The organism is Pelomonas sp. Root405 (assembly GCF_001425165.1).
Lineage (GTDB): Bacteria > Pseudomonadota > Gammaproteobacteria > Burkholderiales > Burkholderiaceae_C > Pelomonas.
On the sequence record NZ_LMDU01000015.1, the window covers coordinates 112,561 to 127,051 of the forward strand.

10 protein-coding genes are annotated in these 14,491 nt (G+C 68.5%); 5 read left to right on the forward strand and 5 right to left on the reverse strand.

The window, feature by feature from the left end; translation table 11 throughout:
- The first annotated feature begins 151 nt into the window (after positions 1-151).
- Genes ASC81_RS22110 through ASC81_RS22120 form a run of 3 tightly spaced genes read left to right on the forward strand, consistent with a single transcriptional unit; the run spans position 152 to position 5,891 of the window.
- Complete coding sequence (locus ASC81_RS22110) at positions 152-2,410, forward strand: TonB-dependent receptor (RefSeq protein WP_056272182.1); 2,259 nt, start codon at positions 152-154, stop codon at positions 2,408-2,410.
- A 13-nt stretch (positions 2,411-2,423) separates the two neighbouring features.
- On the forward strand, positions 2,424-4,388 hold the full coding sequence (locus tag ASC81_RS22115; protein ID WP_056272185.1) for a serine hydrolase: 1,965 nt from the start codon (positions 2,424-2,426) through the stop codon (positions 4,386-4,388).
- A 12-nt stretch (positions 4,389-4,400) separates the two neighbouring features.
- A complete protein-coding gene (locus ASC81_RS22120; protein ID WP_056272188.1) occupies positions 4,401-5,891 on the forward strand; it encodes a M81 family metallopeptidase in 1,491 nt (496 codons plus the stop codon).
- 253 nt (positions 5,892-6,144) lie between these two features.
- Here the strand turns inward: ASC81_RS22120 and ASC81_RS22125 are convergent, their stop codons facing one another.
- The 4 genes from ASC81_RS22125 to tldD all read right to left on the reverse strand — a co-directional run bounded on the left by ASC81_RS22125 (position 6,145) and on the right by tldD (position 11,770).
- Positions 6,145-6,705 (reverse strand): GNAT family N-acetyltransferase, encoded by a 561-nt coding sequence (locus ASC81_RS22125; protein ID WP_056914158.1) that lies wholly within the window; start codon positions 6,703-6,705, stop codon positions 6,145-6,147.
- Between the two features lie 317 nt (positions 6,706-7,022).
- Positions 7,023-8,906 (reverse strand): molecular chaperone HtpG, encoded by a 1,884-nt coding sequence (gene htpG, locus ASC81_RS22130; protein WP_056272195.1) that lies wholly within the window; start codon positions 8,904-8,906, stop codon positions 7,023-7,025.
- Positions 8,907-8,981: 75 nt separating this feature from the next.
- Positions 8,982-10,106 (reverse strand): 3-deoxy-7-phosphoheptulonate synthase, encoded by a 1,125-nt coding sequence (locus tag ASC81_RS22135; protein WP_056272198.1) that lies wholly within the window; start codon positions 10,104-10,106, stop codon positions 8,982-8,984.
- A 200-nt stretch (positions 10,107-10,306) separates the two neighbouring features.
- Entirely contained in the window at positions 10,307-11,770 is a 1,464-nt protein-coding gene (gene tldD, locus ASC81_RS22140; RefSeq protein ID WP_056272200.1) for a metalloprotease TldD, read from the reverse strand.
- Between the two features lie 170 nt (positions 11,771-11,940).
- On the opposite strand from tldD, the gene ASC81_RS22145 reads away from it, so the two are divergent.
- On the forward strand, positions 11,941-13,125 hold the full coding sequence (locus tag ASC81_RS22145; protein WP_056272203.1) for a sorbosone dehydrogenase family protein: 1,185 nt from the start codon (positions 11,941-11,943) through the stop codon (positions 13,123-13,125).
- Here the strand turns inward: ASC81_RS22145 and rsmI are convergent.
- Complete coding sequence (rsmI, locus tag ASC81_RS22150; protein ID WP_056272206.1) at positions 13,103-14,023, reverse strand: 16S rRNA (cytidine(1402)-2'-O)-methyltransferase; 921 nt, start codon at positions 14,021-14,023, stop codon at positions 13,103-13,105. The two genes, ASC81_RS22145 and rsmI, sit on opposite strands and share 23 nt — an antisense overlap.
- On the opposite strand from rsmI, the gene ASC81_RS22155 reads away from it, so the two are divergent.
- Positions 14,016-14,411, forward strand: a complete 396-nt coding sequence (locus tag ASC81_RS22155) for a YraN family protein (protein WP_056272208.1) — start codon at positions 14,016-14,018, stop codon at positions 14,409-14,411. The genes rsmI and ASC81_RS22155 overlap by 8 nt on opposite strands.
- Positions 14,412-14,491: the final 80 nt, after the last annotated feature.

A 14,491-nucleotide genomic window follows, 5' to 3' on the forward strand; every position in this document is an offset into this window, starting at 1 on the left:
GATCTTAGGTCACGGCCTGCAGAGGGCCGCCCTCTCGCTTGCCCCTAGACCGGCTTGTCATTACATCTAAGGTTTACACCAATGGGAAAGATTTTTCCAAAATGGAAACTTCATTCATCAAACAACCCAAACCTCTGACTCAGGAGATGCCATGAGCCGGTCCACCCGCTTTGCTCCTCTCGGCGCGCCGCTCGAACGCCTCCCGTGCCACCAGCACTTCCGGCGTCACCGGCTTGCGGCCCTGCTCGTGCCCGGCCTTGCGGCGCTGTGCGCGTCGCCGCTGTGGGCGCAGTCCGCCGCGCCGGCCGCCGACACCCGGGCCGAGCGCGATGTCGAGAAGCTCGATGTCGTGACCGTCACAGCCACGCGCCGTCGGGAGCCGGTGCGAGACGTGCCGCTGCGCGTCGAAACGCTGGGCGCCGAGGCGATGGAGCGCGGCGGTTCGGCGTCGCTGGCCGACTATGTGGGCGGCCTGCCCGGCGTGGACGTGAAGACCTCCGGCGGCCCGGGGCGCGGCGCCGTGACGATGCGCGGCGTCAGCGTCGGCGAGCAGCAGATCGCCACCGTCGGCATGTATGTCGACGAAGTGGCATTCGGCTCCAGCAGCGCCTTCGTCGGCGGTGCCAACACCGCGCTGGACCTGTCGCTGCTGGACCTGCGCCACATCGAGGTGCTGCGCGGCCCGCAGGGCACGCTGTACGGCGCCGGCGCGATGGGCGGGCTGCTGAAGTACGTGACAAACGAGCCTGACAGCTCGCAGTTCTCCGGCAAGTTGGGCTTCGGCGTGCGCCAGGCCCGCGGCGGCGCGCTGGGCCACACCGAGCACGCGGTGTTGAACGTGCCGCTGAGCCAGGACGTGGCGGCCGTGCGCGTGGCGGCCTTCAACGACCACGAGGGCGGCTACATCGACGCAGTCGGCAAGGCTCCGGGCGAGCACATCAACGACGGCAACACGCGCGGCGCGCGGGTGTCGGTGCTGATCGAGCCCATGTCCAAGATGAAGCTGGGCCTGGCCCATACGCAGCAGGAGATCCAGCGCAACGGCCTGAACGTCGTCGAGTACGACGCCGCCAAGGGCGCGCCGATCTATGGCGACCTGAGGCGCCACCTCGACACCGGCGAGGCCTACCAGCTCAAGACGCGGCTCAGCTCGGCGGACTTCGAGTACGACTTTGGCTGGGCGCGCTTGAACGCCATCGCGTCGACGCAGCGCCAGGACGGCGCTACCGGCCAGGACGCCACGGCGCTGCTGGGCAACAACCCGGCCTTCGACTTCGTTGCGCTGAACAACGCCTATGGCCTGCGCAAGCAGACGCAGGAGCTGCGCCTGACCTCGCAGCGTGGTGTCGTCGAATGGTTGCTGGGCTACTACCGCACCAAGGAGACCGGCCACGTCGGCCAGCGCCTGTGGGCCCAGGCGGCCGGCGGTGGCGGCGAGATGACATTGACGACCACCGGCCAGCCCTCCGAGTACCGCGAGCGCGCCTTGTACGGCGACGTGACCTGGAACCCGAACTCGACATGGTCGCTGACGCTGGGCGCCCGCGTGGCGGAGAACGATCAGGTCTACACCGTCTTCATCAACGACGCGCTGAACTCGTCGGCACCCAGCAACGACACGGCCAAGACCTATCTCGCCACGCTGCGCTACGCCCTGGACAAGACGAGCAACGTCTACTTCCGCGCCGCCAGCGGCTACCGGCCCGGCGGCCCCAATTCGCCGGCCATCGACGCCAACGGCCAGGTCATTCCCGACACGCCCAAGACCTTCGGCCACGACACGCTGTGGAGCTACGAGCTGGGCTACAAGGCCGACCTGCTGGACAAGCGGCTGAACGTGGAGGCCGCGCTGTTCAACATCCTCTGGAAGGACATGCAGCAGCCCAAGGCGCTGGGTGCCAGCACCATCGTCGTCAACGCCGGCAAGGCGCGCGTGCGCGGGCTGGAACTGTCCGCCCGCTACAAGGTCGATGCGCGCTGGAACCTCGAAGGCAGCCTGGCCTGGACCGACCCGAAGCTGACCGAGGACGCGCCCGCGCTGGGCCCCGCCGGCTCGCGCCTGCCCAACACCGCCAAGCTGGCTTTCACGCTGGGCGTGCGCCATGCCTTCGAGCTGGCCGGCCAACCGTCCTATGCCGGCCTGAATGTGCGCCGCGTCGGCCAGCGCAACGCCGGCTTCGACTCGACCGGCAGTTCGGTGCCCAACTTCAGCCAGCCCGGCTACACGCTGGTGGATGCGCAATGGGGGCTGGAGATGGGCCGCTGGCAGCTGGCCACCTTCGTGCGCAACCTGACCGACAAGCGCGCGATCCTCGGCGCCGATACGGCGCTGACCGCCTTCGGCCTGCCGCTGAACGTGACGACCGTGGCGCCGCGTACGCTGGGCGCCAACCTGACCTTCAATTTCTGACCCGGGAACCCGCATGAAGACCCTGCTCACCCGCCTGCATGCGCTGGCCCTGGCGCTGGCCGTGGCGGCGCCCGCTTGGGCCCAGACCGGGCCCGCGCCCGCCCTGACGCCACCGGCCGCGGTCACTGCGCCCGATGCCACCACGGCCAAGCCGACGCCCAAGGCGGGCGTCGCGTTGACCGCCGCCGATGCCGAAGCCTTCATCGACGGCTTGATGCCCACGGCGCTGCGCACCGCGCGCGTGCCGGGCGCCGTGGTCGTCCTCGTCAAGGACGGCCAGCCGCTGCTGCAGAAGGGTTATGGCTATGCCGACTGGGACAAGCACCTGCCCGTCGACCCGCAGAAGACGTTGTTCCGCCCCGGCTCGGTGTCCAAGCTGTTCACGTGGACGGCCGTCATGCAGCTCGTCGAGCAGGGCAAGCTGGACCTGGACGCGGACCTGAACAAGTACCTCGACTTCACGATCCCGGGCCGCAACGGCAAGGCGCTGACGCTGCGCCACGTGCTGACGCACACGACCGGCTTCGAAGAGACGGCGCGGGACCTACTGACCTACACGCCCGCCACGCCTGACCTCGGCAAGGTGCTCAAGGGCTATATCCCGCCGTACGTCTACGACCCCGGCACGACGCCCGGCTACTCCAACTACGCCACCGCGCTGGCCGGCTACATCGTGCAGCGCGCCAGCGGCAAGTCCTTCGACGACTACATGGACCAGCAGGTTTTTGGACCGCTGGGCATGAAGCAGTCCACCTTCCGCCAGCCGCTGCCGCCGGCGCTAGAGCCGCAGATGTCGCAGGGCTACATGACCTGGGACGAGAAGCCCAAGGGCTTCGAGATCATCAGCATGCCGCCGGCCGGCAGCATGTCGGCGCCAGGCAGCGACATGGGCCGCTTCATGCTGGCCATGCTGCAGCAGGGCCAGCTGGGCGGGGCGCAGATCCTCAAGCCCGAAACGGTCAAGCAGATGTTCGGCCAGCTGACGCGGCCGCTGCCTGCACTCTCGGGCATCGGCCTGGGCTTCTACGAACAGAACATCAACGGCCGCCGCGTGCTGGCGCATGGTGGCGACACGGTGCTCTTCCACAGCGACCTGCTCCTGTTCGTGGACGACGGCATCGGCCTGTATGTGTCGGTCAATGGAGCCGGGCACGAGCGCCAGGGCGCCTGGTTGCGCGACAAGCTGTTCGAGGCCTTCGCCGATCGCTATTTGCCCGATGCCCGCCCGGCCACCAAGCCCGAAGTGGACGAGGCCACGGCCAAGCAGCATGCGCAGCAGATGGCCGGCGCCTACCGCAACACGCGCCGCGAGGACTCGACCTGGCTGTCGGTGCTGCAGCTACTGAGCCCGCTGAAGGTACAGGCGCTGGAGGACGGCCGCCTGAGCATTGACCTGGCCGGCGCACGCAGCACCTACCGTGAAGTGAAGCCCTATCTGTGGGAGGAGGAGCATGGCAAACGCCGGCTGCAGGCCGCGGTGGAGAACGGCAAGGTCAAGCACTGGGGACTGGAGCCCTTCGTCTTCGCCTTCATCTTCGAGCCGGTGCCCTTCATGGCCAGCCCGACGGTGCTGGTGCTGGCGGGCCTGGCCATCGTCACGCTGCTGTTGACGGCGCTGTTGTGGCCGGTCGCCGCGGTGCTGCGCCGCCGTCACCACGTGGCTGTCGCACCGCCCAAGCAAGTGACGTGGGTGCGCGGCGCCAGCGTGCTGGCCTTGGTGGCACTGGGCCTGTGGGGCTGGGTCGTGGCGCTGCTGGAAAGCCTGGGCGATGCGTCGCTGCTGCTGCCCATCGCGCAGCTGACGCTGGCCGGGTCGGTCATCGGCGGCCTGATCGTGGCAGGCCTGCATGCTCGCAGCGCGTTGAAGGTCGGCGACAAATGGGGCAAGGCGCTCGCCATCGTCTGGCTGCTGGCCTTCGCCGTCCTGCTGGTCGTGGCGCTGTACCACCACCTGATTGGCTTCAACCAGAACTATTGAAGCAGGCGCGACATGAGACTCTTCCTCGGCGGGCTGGTGCACGAGACCAGCAGCTTCTCGCCACTGCCGACCAGCGTGCAGTCCTTCCGCGACGGCGTGCTGATCCACCGCAGCGATGCTCGCGCGCTGCAGCAGCTGGTGGCCCAGCCCAACCTGGTCGGTGTCATCGCCGCCGCGGCGCGCCAGGGCGACACGCTGCTGCCGGGGCTGTACGCCGAGGCGCAGCCATCCGGGCCGCTGTCGCGCGCCGACTACGAGCGGCTGCGCGACGAATTGCTGGCCGACCTGCAGGCAACCCTCAGCCTGGGCGCGGTCGACGCCGTGCTGCTGGTGCTGCACGGCGCCATGCTGGCTGAGGGCTACCCCGACTGCGAGGGTGACCTGCTGGTGCGCGTGCGCGAGCTGGTCGGGCCGCGCGTGCCGCTGGGCGCGCTGCTGGACTTGCACTGCAACCTGAGCCCGTCGATGGTCGAGTCAGGCGCCGTGCTGGTGGCATGCAAGGAGTACCCGCACATCGACTACGCCGCCCGCGGCGAGGAGCTGCACGCGATGCTCGGCGCGATGGCGCGCGGCGAGCTGGCGGTCCGTGCGCAATGGCGTCGCGTGCCCATGCTGGGCATCTTCGGCACGACGCAGCCGCCGATGCGCGACTTCGTGCAACAGCTGCAGGCCAGCGAACAGACGGTGCCGGGCGTGCTGTCGGTGTCAGCGCTGCACGGCTTTCCGTGGTCGGACACGCCGCACACGAGTGCGGCTGTGCTGGTGCTGTCACAGGACACGCCGGCCGCGGCCAAGGCCGCCACGCAGCTGCTTGGCGAACTCGCCGAAACTTTCTATGGCCTGCGTGAGCGCGCCGCCGCCAACCGCCTGCCGTTGCACTTGGCGCTGGACGAGGCGGTGGCCGCCATGCAACAGGCCCAGGGCCGTCCGGTCGTGCTGGCCGACACGGCGGACAACGCCGGCGGCGGTGCGGCGGGCGACAGCACCTTCGTGCTGCGTGCGCTGCTGGAGCGCGGCATCCAGGAGGTCGCGCTCGGCATGATCTGGGACCCGCAGGCGGTGGCCATCGCGACGTCGGCCGGCGTCGGCGCGCGGCTGCCGCTGCGCATCGGCGGCAAGGTCGGGCCGATGTCGGGCGACCCCGTGGACCTGGAAGTGGAGGTGCTGGCCTGCCGCGCCGACGCGCGGCAGCGCAGCCTGACGCCGGGTGGCACCGACCCGCTGGGCGCCGCCGTGGCAGTGCGCGCGCAGGGCATCGAGATCGTGCTCAACAGCATCCGCCAGCAGGTGTTCTCGCCGGCGTGCTTCACGGAACTGGGCATCGACCCCGCGGCCAAGCGACTGGTTGTCGTCAAGTCGACGCAGCACTTCCGTTCGGGATTCGATGCGATGGCGGCGGCGGTCGTGTACGCAGACACGCCGGGCAGCCTGGCGTCCGACCTGGGCCGGCTGCCCTACCGGTATCTGCCTCGGCCGGTCTGGCCGCTGGACAGGGCCTGTTAACACGACGGCAATGGATCGCGAAGGCCTGCCGCCAGGGGCCAATCAAGGCGCGACACGCCGCCCGGACTGATGTGCGGGCAAGTGGCGCAACGCCGAGTGGCCCCTGGCGGCAGACCTTCCCTTCGGGTTGCGGCCAGAAAGGCCGCGCGCGGCGTTGCAAATGCTCGCCGGGTGTCCAACCCTGCTCCGCTCTGCGCCTTGCTCGCGGGCTTTCTGGCCACAACGCGACCCGTTGCCGTCGTGTTAACAGGCCCTAGGCCGCGAAGGCGATCGCTTCGGGCTCGCAGCGCGGCAACGTCGCCCAACGGCTGGCGCTCAGTTCGTACAGCAGAGCTGCGGCGCTGCCCGGCCCGTCGGCGAGGCTGCCCTTGAGGCGCAAGCCCAGGCACTCCAGCGTCTTGCGCGTGGGGGCGTTGCTGGGCAGCACGGCGGCAACGACGGAGGATTCGCGGTGCTGCTCGAACGCCTGCGTGAACGCGTATTGCGCCATTTCGGACGCCAGGCCGCGGCCCCAGGCCTGGGGCGTGATGCGGTAGTAAAGATAGAGGCCCACATGGCCGGCCACGCTGCGGTGCATGAGCCCGCCAAAGCCGATCAAGCTGTCGGGCTGATCACGTTCGGCGATGGCCCAGTGACCGAAGCCGCGCGCCTGCCAATGGTTGATCCACGTCTGCAGCTGGGCTTCGGTGGCCGCGCGGCCGTGCGGCGTGGCCGCGGCGCAAAAGCGGTTCACCGCTGGATCGGCATTCAAGCCGGTCAGGATATCCAGATCGCTGTCCCGGGGCGGGCGCAGCACCAAGCGGCGGGTGACCATGGCGGCCGGAACGGCGGCGACGGGCTCACTAAACTCACTCTGGACCATGTAGCTCACAGAACTCGGTAAAAACCCTAGCAGGGTATCCGTGTACTGCCCGCGACGGAAGCCCGGGGGCAAGGGTTTGTCGCAAAACCGTCACAAACCCACAGCGTGGCGCGCCGCGTTGGAAATGCTCGCCGGGTACCCAACCCGGCTCCGCTTTGCGCCTTGCTCGCCGCCTTGTCCGCCGCAGCGCGGCCTATCGCCGTGGCGTGAACAGGCCCAAGGCCGGCTCGGACCGTGACGATCCGGGCTCGGCCTTGCGCTGAAGAGGCTCAGCCAATCAGCAACGCGTTGACGCGGCGAACGTAGGCGGCCGGGTCTTCCAGGTGGCCGCCTTCGGCGAGCACGGCCTGGTCGAACAGCACCTGGGCCAGATCGTCGAAGTGCGCGCTGCCATCGAGCTTCTTCACCAACGCGTGCTCGGCATTGATCTCCAGCGTCGGCTTGCTCTCCGGCGCGGTCTGGCCGGCCTGCTTCAGCAGACGCGCCAGGTGGCCGCTCATGTCGCCCTCTTCCACGACGATGCAGGCGGGCGAGTCGACCAGGCGGGTCGTCACGCGCACGTCCTTGGCGCGGTCCTTCAGCGCGTCCTTGAGCTTGTCCAGCAGCGGCTTCAGGCTCTCGGCGGTCTCGTCCGCCTTCTTCTTCTCGTCCTCGTCCAGCAGCTTGCCCAGGTCGACGGCGCCCTTGGCGACGGACTGCAGCGTCTTGCCCTCGAACTCGTAGAGGTGGCTCAACATCCACTCGTCGACGCGGTCCACCAGCAGCAGCACCTCGATGCCCTTCTTGCGGAAGATCTCCAGCTGCGGGCTGTGCTTGGCGGCGGCCAGCGAATCCGCGGTGATGTAGTAGATGACCTCCTGGCCATCCTTCATGCGGCCGACGTAGTCCGCCAGGCTGACGTTCGCATCAGCATGCGTGGACGCGAAGCGGAACAGCTTGGCCAGGCGCTCCTGGTTGGCGTGGTCTTCGCCGATGCCTTCCTTCAGCACCTGGCCGAAGTCGGTCCAGAAGGCGGCGTACTTGTCCTTGTCGGCCTGCTCCTCGCTGTTGGCCAGGCTCTCCAGCATGCCCAGCACGCGCTTGGTGGAGCCTTCGCGGATGGCCTTCACGTCGCGGCTTTCCTGCAGCAGCTCGCGGCTGACGTTCAGCGGCAGGTCGGCCGAGTCAATGACGCCCTTGACGAAGCGCAGGTAGACCGGCATCAAGGCTTCAGCGTCGTCCATGATGAAGACGCGCTTCACGTACAGCTTCACGCCGCCGCGCTTGTCGCGGTTCCACAGGTCGAACGGCGCCTTCTGCGGGATGTAGAGCAGCTGCGTGTACTCGCTGCGGCCTTCCACGCGGTTGTGCGTGTAGGCCAGCGGCGCCTCGCTGTCGTGGCTGATCTGCTTGTAGAACTCCTGGTACTGCTCCTCGGTGATCTCGCTCTTGCTGCGGCTCCACAGCGCCGAGGCCTTGTTGACCGGCTCCCACTCGTCGGTGACGACCTGCTTGGCGTTGTCCGCGTCCCAGGTCTCCTTCTTCATCAGGATGGGCAGGGAGATGTGGTCGCTGTACTTGCTGATGGTCGACTTGACGCGCCAGGTCTTCAGGAACTCTTCCTCGCCGTCGCGCAGGTGCAGGATGACGTCGGTGCCACGGCCCGGTTTGGTGATGGTCTCCAGCTCGTACTCGCCGGTGCCTTCGCTGCTCCAGCGCACGCCCTGGTCGGCCGGCAGCCCGGCGCGACGGGTCTCGACGGTGATGCGGTCGGCGACGATGAAGCCCGAATAGAAGCCCACGCCGAACTGGCCGATCAGCTGGGCGTCCTTCTTCTGGTCGCCTTCCAGCTTGGCCATGAACTCGCGCGTACCGCTCTTGGCGATGGTGCCGAGGTGGGACGCCGCCTCTTCGGCGCTCATGCCGATGCCGTTGTCGCTGATGGTCAGCGTCTTGGCGTCCTCGTCGAAGCTGACGCGCACTTCCAGGTTCGGGTTGTCCTCAAACAGCGCGGCGTTGTCCAGCGCCTCGAAGCGCAGCTTGTCGCAGGCGTCGCTGGCGTTGCTCACCAACTCGCGCAGGAAGATCTCCTTGTTGGAGTACAGCGAGTGCGTGACGAGATGGAGGATCTGCTTGACTTCGGCCTGGAAGGCGTGGGTTTGCTTGGAGCTCATGGGAGGGATTCCGGTGAAACGAAAACGCGGCCCATCTGGGGCCGCGCGGTCGAAAGTTCAAGAGTCGCGATTGTGTCAGCGGCTTGCCTTGACGGCTTCTGACAGCACGTCCAGCACTGCCAGCGAGTCGTCCCAACCCAGGCAAGCGTCGGTGATGCTCTTGCCATACTCGAGTTTCGTGGCGTCATCCTGCCCCGGCGTGAACTTCTGGGCGCCGTCGTTCAGGTGGCTTTCCACCATGACGCCAAAGATGCTCCTGCCGCCCTCGCGCAGCTGGCCGGCGATGTCGCGCGCGACGTCCAACTGGCGCTGGTGCTGTTTGCTGCTGTTGGCATGCGAGCAGTCCACCATCAGCCGCTGCGGCAGCTTGGACTTCGCCAGGTCCGCGCAGGCCGCCGCCACGTTGGCCGCGTCGTAGTTCGGCGCCTTGCCGCCACGCAGGATGACGTGGCAGTCGGCATTGCCGCGCGTCTCGACGATGGCGACCTGGCCATTCTTGTGCACCGACAGGAAATGGTGGCCGCGGGCCGCCGCCTGGATGGCATCGGTCGCGATCTTGATGTTGCCGTCCGTGCCGTTCTTGAAGCCGATGGGCGCCGACAGGCCCGAAGCCAGTTCGCGGTGCACCTGGCTCTCGGTCGTGCGCGCGCCGATGGCGCCCCAGGCGATCAGGTCGCCGATGTACTGCGGCGAGATGACGTCCAGGAACTCGCTGCCGGCCGGCACACCCAGGCGGTTGATCTCCAGCAGCAGCTGGCGGGCGATGCGCAGGCCCTCGTCGATGCGGTAGCTCTCGTCCAGGTAGGGGTCGTTGATGAGACCCTTCCAGCCGACCGTCGTGCGCGGTTTTTCGAAGTAGACGCGCATGACGATTTCCAGCGTGCCGGCGTACTTCTCACGCTCGGTCTTGAGCTTGCGTGCGTACTCGAGCGCGGCCACCGGGTCATGGATCGAGCAGGGGCCGATGACGACGAGCAGCCGGTCGTCCTCGCCGCTCATGATTTTGCGGATGCGCTGTCGGGTCTGGCCGATCAACGTCTCCATCGCGGTGCCGCGGATGGGGAAGAAGCGGATCAGGTGCTCCGGCGGCGGCAGCGGCGTGACGTCGACGATGCGCTCGTCATCGGTCGCGCTGGTCTTGTCATCCTGGGAGTACCAGCGCTGGGCTTCGGGTTCGTTCGTCGAGACTTTGGCATTCATCGTTGGCACCTCGGGAATAAAAAAACCGCCGGGCTTTGAGGCCCGGCGGTTCTGGGGAGTCTGGGTTCAGCGCGCGCGCTCAGGACTCTCCACCGCCGGGGCGGGGAAAAAACCAGAAGCTAAAAAATGCGGCGCGGGACATGGGAGCGGAATCTAGCACGCTGGCCGGCGCCGTCGTTCGTCAGACGCCAAGGCTGGCTTCAGGCCGTACCACCAACGGTCAGCCCTTCGATGCGCAGCGTCGGCTGCCCCACCCCCACCGGCACGCTCTGGCCTTCCTTGCCGCAGACGCCCACGCCGGTGTCCAGCGCCATGTCGTTGCCGATCATGCTGACGCGGGTCAGCGCATCCGGCCCGTTGCCAATGATCGTGGCGCCCTTGACCGGGTACTGGATCTTGCCGTTCTCCACCCAGTAGGCCTCGCTCGCCGAGAACACGAACTTGCCGCTGGTGATGTCCACCTGACCGCCGCCGAAGTTGGTGGCGTACAGGCCCTTCTTGATGGACGCGACAATCTCCTTGGGGTCGTCATTGCCGCCCAGCATGTAGGTGTTGGTCATGCGCGGCATCGGCACATGGGCGTAGCTCTCGCGGCGGCCGTTGCCAGTCGGGGCGGTCTTCATCAGGCGCGCATTCATCGCGTCCTGGATATAGCCCTTCAGGATGCCGTCCTCGATCAGCACATTGCGCTGGCTGGCGCAGCCCTCGTCGTCGACGTTGAGCGAGCCGCGGCGGTCGGGCAGCGTGCCGTCGTCCAGCACCGTGACGCCCTTCGCGGCGACTCGCTGGCCGATGCGGCCCGCGAACGCGCTGGAGCCCTTGCGGTTGAAGTCACCTTCCAGCCCATGGCCAACAGCCTCATGCAGCAGCACGCCGGGCCAGCCCGGGCCGACGACGACTACCATCTCACCGGCGGGCGCCGGGCGGCTTTCGAGATTTGTCAACGCGGTGCTGACGGCCTGCTCCACATAGCTGGCGATCATCTCGTCGGTGAAATAGGCCAGGCCGAAACGGCCGCCACCGCCACCCGAACCCACCTCGCGACGGCCATTGCTCTCGGCGATGACGGTGATGGACAGGCGCACCAGCGGCCGCACGTCCGCGGCGATGGTGCCGTCGGCGCGGGCGATCAGCACCACCTCGTGCTCGGCGGCCAGGCCGGCCATCACCTGCGCCACGCGCGGGTCCTTGGCGCGCGCCATCTTCTCGGTGCGTTCCAGCAGTGCGACCTTGGCGGCGCTGTCGAGGCTGGCGATGGGGTCGGACACGCCATACAGCTCGCGGCTGCCGGCCACGCGGCTGGTGCCAGGCACCTTGACTCGTCTGCTTTGCCCGGCCGCGGCGATAGTGCGCACGGTGCGCGCAGCGTCCAGCAGCGACTCCAGCGAGATGTCATCCGAATAGGCAAACGCCGTCTTCTCGCCGGCCACGGCGCGCACGCCCACGCCCTGGTCGATGCTGAAGGAGCCGCTCTTGACGATGCCCTCCTCCAGGCTCCAGCCCTCGGCGCGCGTGGTCTGGAAGTAGAGGTCGGCATCGTCGACGCGGTGCTCGGTGATGACGCGCAGCGCCTGCGAGAGCGAGGCCTCGGTCAGGCCGAAGGGCTCCAGCAGTTGCGAGCGGGCGGTGGCCAGGCGGGCCAGGGTGGGTTCGACGGCGATCATGGGGTCATTCTAGGAAGCGGCGGCGCGCCTGCCGCCAGCGACGACCACGCCGGCGCAGGGGCAATGACGAAATGACCCCTTACAGCTCATCACAAGTTCGGCTCAACTAGGGATCGCAGGCCAGGGGGAGCCGCCGCGAGCATCCGCCGACAACTCGCTGGAGACCCTGCATGAAGCCCCTGCTCGCCTCGCTTTCCCTGGCCATCGCCGCTGCCGCAACCAGCCCCGCCGCGGCGGCGACGCAAGTCGGCTCGGGCTACACACAGCCCGTCTTCCTGACAGCACCGGTGGGCGACAGCCGCCTCTTCGTCGTCGAGAAGGGCGGGCTCATCAAGACGCAGCAGGGCTCGACCGTGTCCACCTGGCTCGACATCTCGACGCTGGTCGACACCGCCGGCGAGCGCGGGTTGCTGGGTCTGGCGTTTGATCCCGCCTTCTCCAGCAACGGCCGCTTCTACGTCGACTACATCGACAAGACGACGTTGAACACCGTGGTCGCCAGCTACACCGTCAACTCGTCCGGCGCCGTCGACATGGCCAGCGCCAGGACGATCATCACGGTCGCCCAGCCCGCCGGGCGCAACAACCACAAGGCCGGCTGGATTGGCTTCAGCGCCGCCGACCCGGGCAACCTCTACATCGCCACCGGCGACGGCGGCGGCAGCAACGACCCGGACAACAACGCCCAGAACCTCGGCAGCAACCTGGGCAAGCTGCTCCGTGTCACGCCGGGTGCGGACGGCGGCTACACGGTCCCGGTGGACAACCCCTTCGTCGGTACGGCCGGCAACGACGAGATCTGGGCCTATGGCCTGCGCAACCCCTACCGCAACAGCTTCGACCGCCAGACGGGTGACCTCTGGATTGGCGACGTGGGCCAGGGCGCGCGCGAGGAGGTCAACTTTGCGGCCGCCGCAGCGGGCCTGGGCCGCGGCGCCAACTACGGCTGGCGCCCGCGCGAAGGCAGCATCGACAACCCGGGCGTGGGCGACCCCGCGCCGCCCAACCTGACCGAGCCCTTGTTTGACTATGGCCGCGACGTCGGCGGCACGGTCATCGGCGGCTATGTCTACTACGGCGCCGATGCGAGCCTGAACGGCAAATACGTCTTCGGCGATTTCGTCGAGGGCACGATCTGGAGCTACAGCAACGGCACCACCACGGCGATGGACTCGCCTTTTGCCGGCTTCCAGCTGACCAGCTTCGGCGAGGGTGGCGACGGCTCCCTCTATGCGGTGGGCATCAACGGCAATATCTATTTGCTCGCCGCCGCCGTGCCGGAACCGACGTCCGCCCTGCTGCTGGCGCTTGGCCTGGCGGCCGGCGGTCTGCTCACTCGTCGCCGCCGCGCTTGAGTGCCAGGCCGGCCTCGTAGAGCCGGTTGCGCGGCGCGCCGCTGATCTGCGCCGCCAGGGCCACCGCCTGTTTCAGCGGCAGCTCGGCCGCCAGCAGCGCCAGCACGCGCAGCGCCTCGCCCGGCAGCGCGTCGTCTGCGGCGGCCTGCGGCGCGCCGGCATGCAGCACCAGCACGAACTCGCCGCGCTGGCGCTGTGCGTCAGCCGTCAGCCACGCCGGCAGCGTCGCCGCCTCGGCGGTGTGCACGGTCTCGAACTGCTTGGTCAGCTCGCGGCAAACCGTCACGCGCCGCTCGGGCGCCAGCTCGGCCAGCAGGGCGATCAGCTCGTTGATGCGGTGCGGCGCCTCGAACACGACCTGGCTCTGGCCTTCAACGCCCAGCAGCGCCTGCAGTGCCGTGCGGCGCTCCCCCGCCTTGGTCGGCAGGAAACCGGCAAACGCGAAGGCCGTGGCCGCCGTGTCGCCGGCCACGCTGAGCGCCGTCACCGCGCTGCTGGGCCCGGGCAGCGGCAGCACGCGGTAGCCGGCCGCCGCAACCTGCTGCACCAGCACGGCGCCGGGGTCGGAGATGGCCGGCGTGCCGGCGTCCGACGCATAGGCCACACGTTCGCCCGCTGCCAGGCGCGCGATGACGGTTGCACTGCCCTCGCGCTCGTTGTGCTGGTGCAGCGCGATCAGCGGCTTGTGCAGGCCGAGATGGCGCAGCAAGCCGCCGCCCTGGCGCGTGTCCTCGCAGGCGAGCGCGTCGACCAGGCCCAGGCAATGGATGGCGCGCAGGCTCAGATCGGCGAGGTTGCCGATGGGCGTGGCGACGACATAGAGCGTGGCGGCCGGATACTGCTGGCCACCGGCCGCGGCTTGCGCGGCTTGGCGAAGCGCAGAGGCATCAATGTTCAAGTGGGGCTCTCGTTCTTCAAAACCCGACCGGGCCGAGGTCGGCCTGGCGGGCGAGGACGCGGCGCTCGCGCATTTGCAGCGCGCGGGCTTGGCGTTGCTGGAGCGGAATTATCGAGTCGCCGCCGGTCCCGCGCGCCGCGCCGGTGAGGTCGACCTCATCATGCGCGCGCCCGACGGCACGCTGGTCTTCGTCGAGGTGCGCGCGCGGGCCGGCATGTCGCACGGCGGCGCGGCGGCCAGCGTCACGCTCAGGAAACAGCAGCGCCTGATCTACGCCGCCCAGCACTATCTGCTGCGCCATGCCAGCCCGCCGCCCTGCCGCTTCGACGTGGTCGCGCTCGATGGAGATCAGCTGACTTGGCTGCAAGGGGCCTTCGATGCGGGTTGACATGGCGCCCCTCGCCCAAGGCGTTACCTTGGTCGGTCCCCCTGGGGGACGGCGATGCTCGCGTCGTTGAGCCACGCGCA

What these genes read in the sequence shown, in the direction of transcription:
- ASC81_RS22110 (WP_056272182.1), top strand. Translation starts at nt 152, where the DNA reads ATGAGCCGGTCCACCCGCTTTGCTCCTCTCGGCGCGCCGCTCGAACGC.
- ASC81_RS22115 (WP_056272185.1), top strand. Translation starts at nt 2,424, where the DNA reads ATGAAGACCCTGCTCACCCGCCTGCATGCGCTGGCCCTGGCGCTGGCC.
- ASC81_RS22120 (WP_056272188.1), top strand. Translation starts at nt 4,401, where the DNA reads ATGAGACTCTTCCTCGGCGGGCTGGTGCACGAGACCAGCAGCTTCTCG.
- ASC81_RS22125 (WP_056914158.1), bottom strand. Translation starts at nt 6,705, where the DNA reads ATGGTCACCCGCCGCTTGGTGCTGCGCCCGCCCCGGGACAGCGATCTG.
- htpG (WP_056272195.1), bottom strand. Translation starts at nt 8,906, where the DNA reads ATGAGCTCCAAGCAAACCCACGCCTTCCAGGCCGAAGTCAAGCAGATC.
- ASC81_RS22135 (WP_056272198.1), bottom strand. Translation starts at nt 10,106, where the DNA reads ATGAATGCCAAAGTCTCGACGAACGAACCCGAAGCCCAGCGCTGGTAC.
- tldD (WP_056272200.1), bottom strand. Translation starts at nt 11,770, where the DNA reads ATGATCGCCGTCGAACCCACCCTGGCCCGCCTGGCCACCGCCCGCTCG.
- ASC81_RS22145 (WP_056272203.1), top strand. Translation starts at nt 11,941, where the DNA reads ATGAAGCCCCTGCTCGCCTCGCTTTCCCTGGCCATCGCCGCTGCCGCA.
- ASC81_RS22155 (WP_056272208.1), top strand. Translation starts at nt 14,016, where the DNA reads ATGTTCAAGTGGGGCTCTCGTTCTTCAAAACCCGACCGGGCCGAGGTC.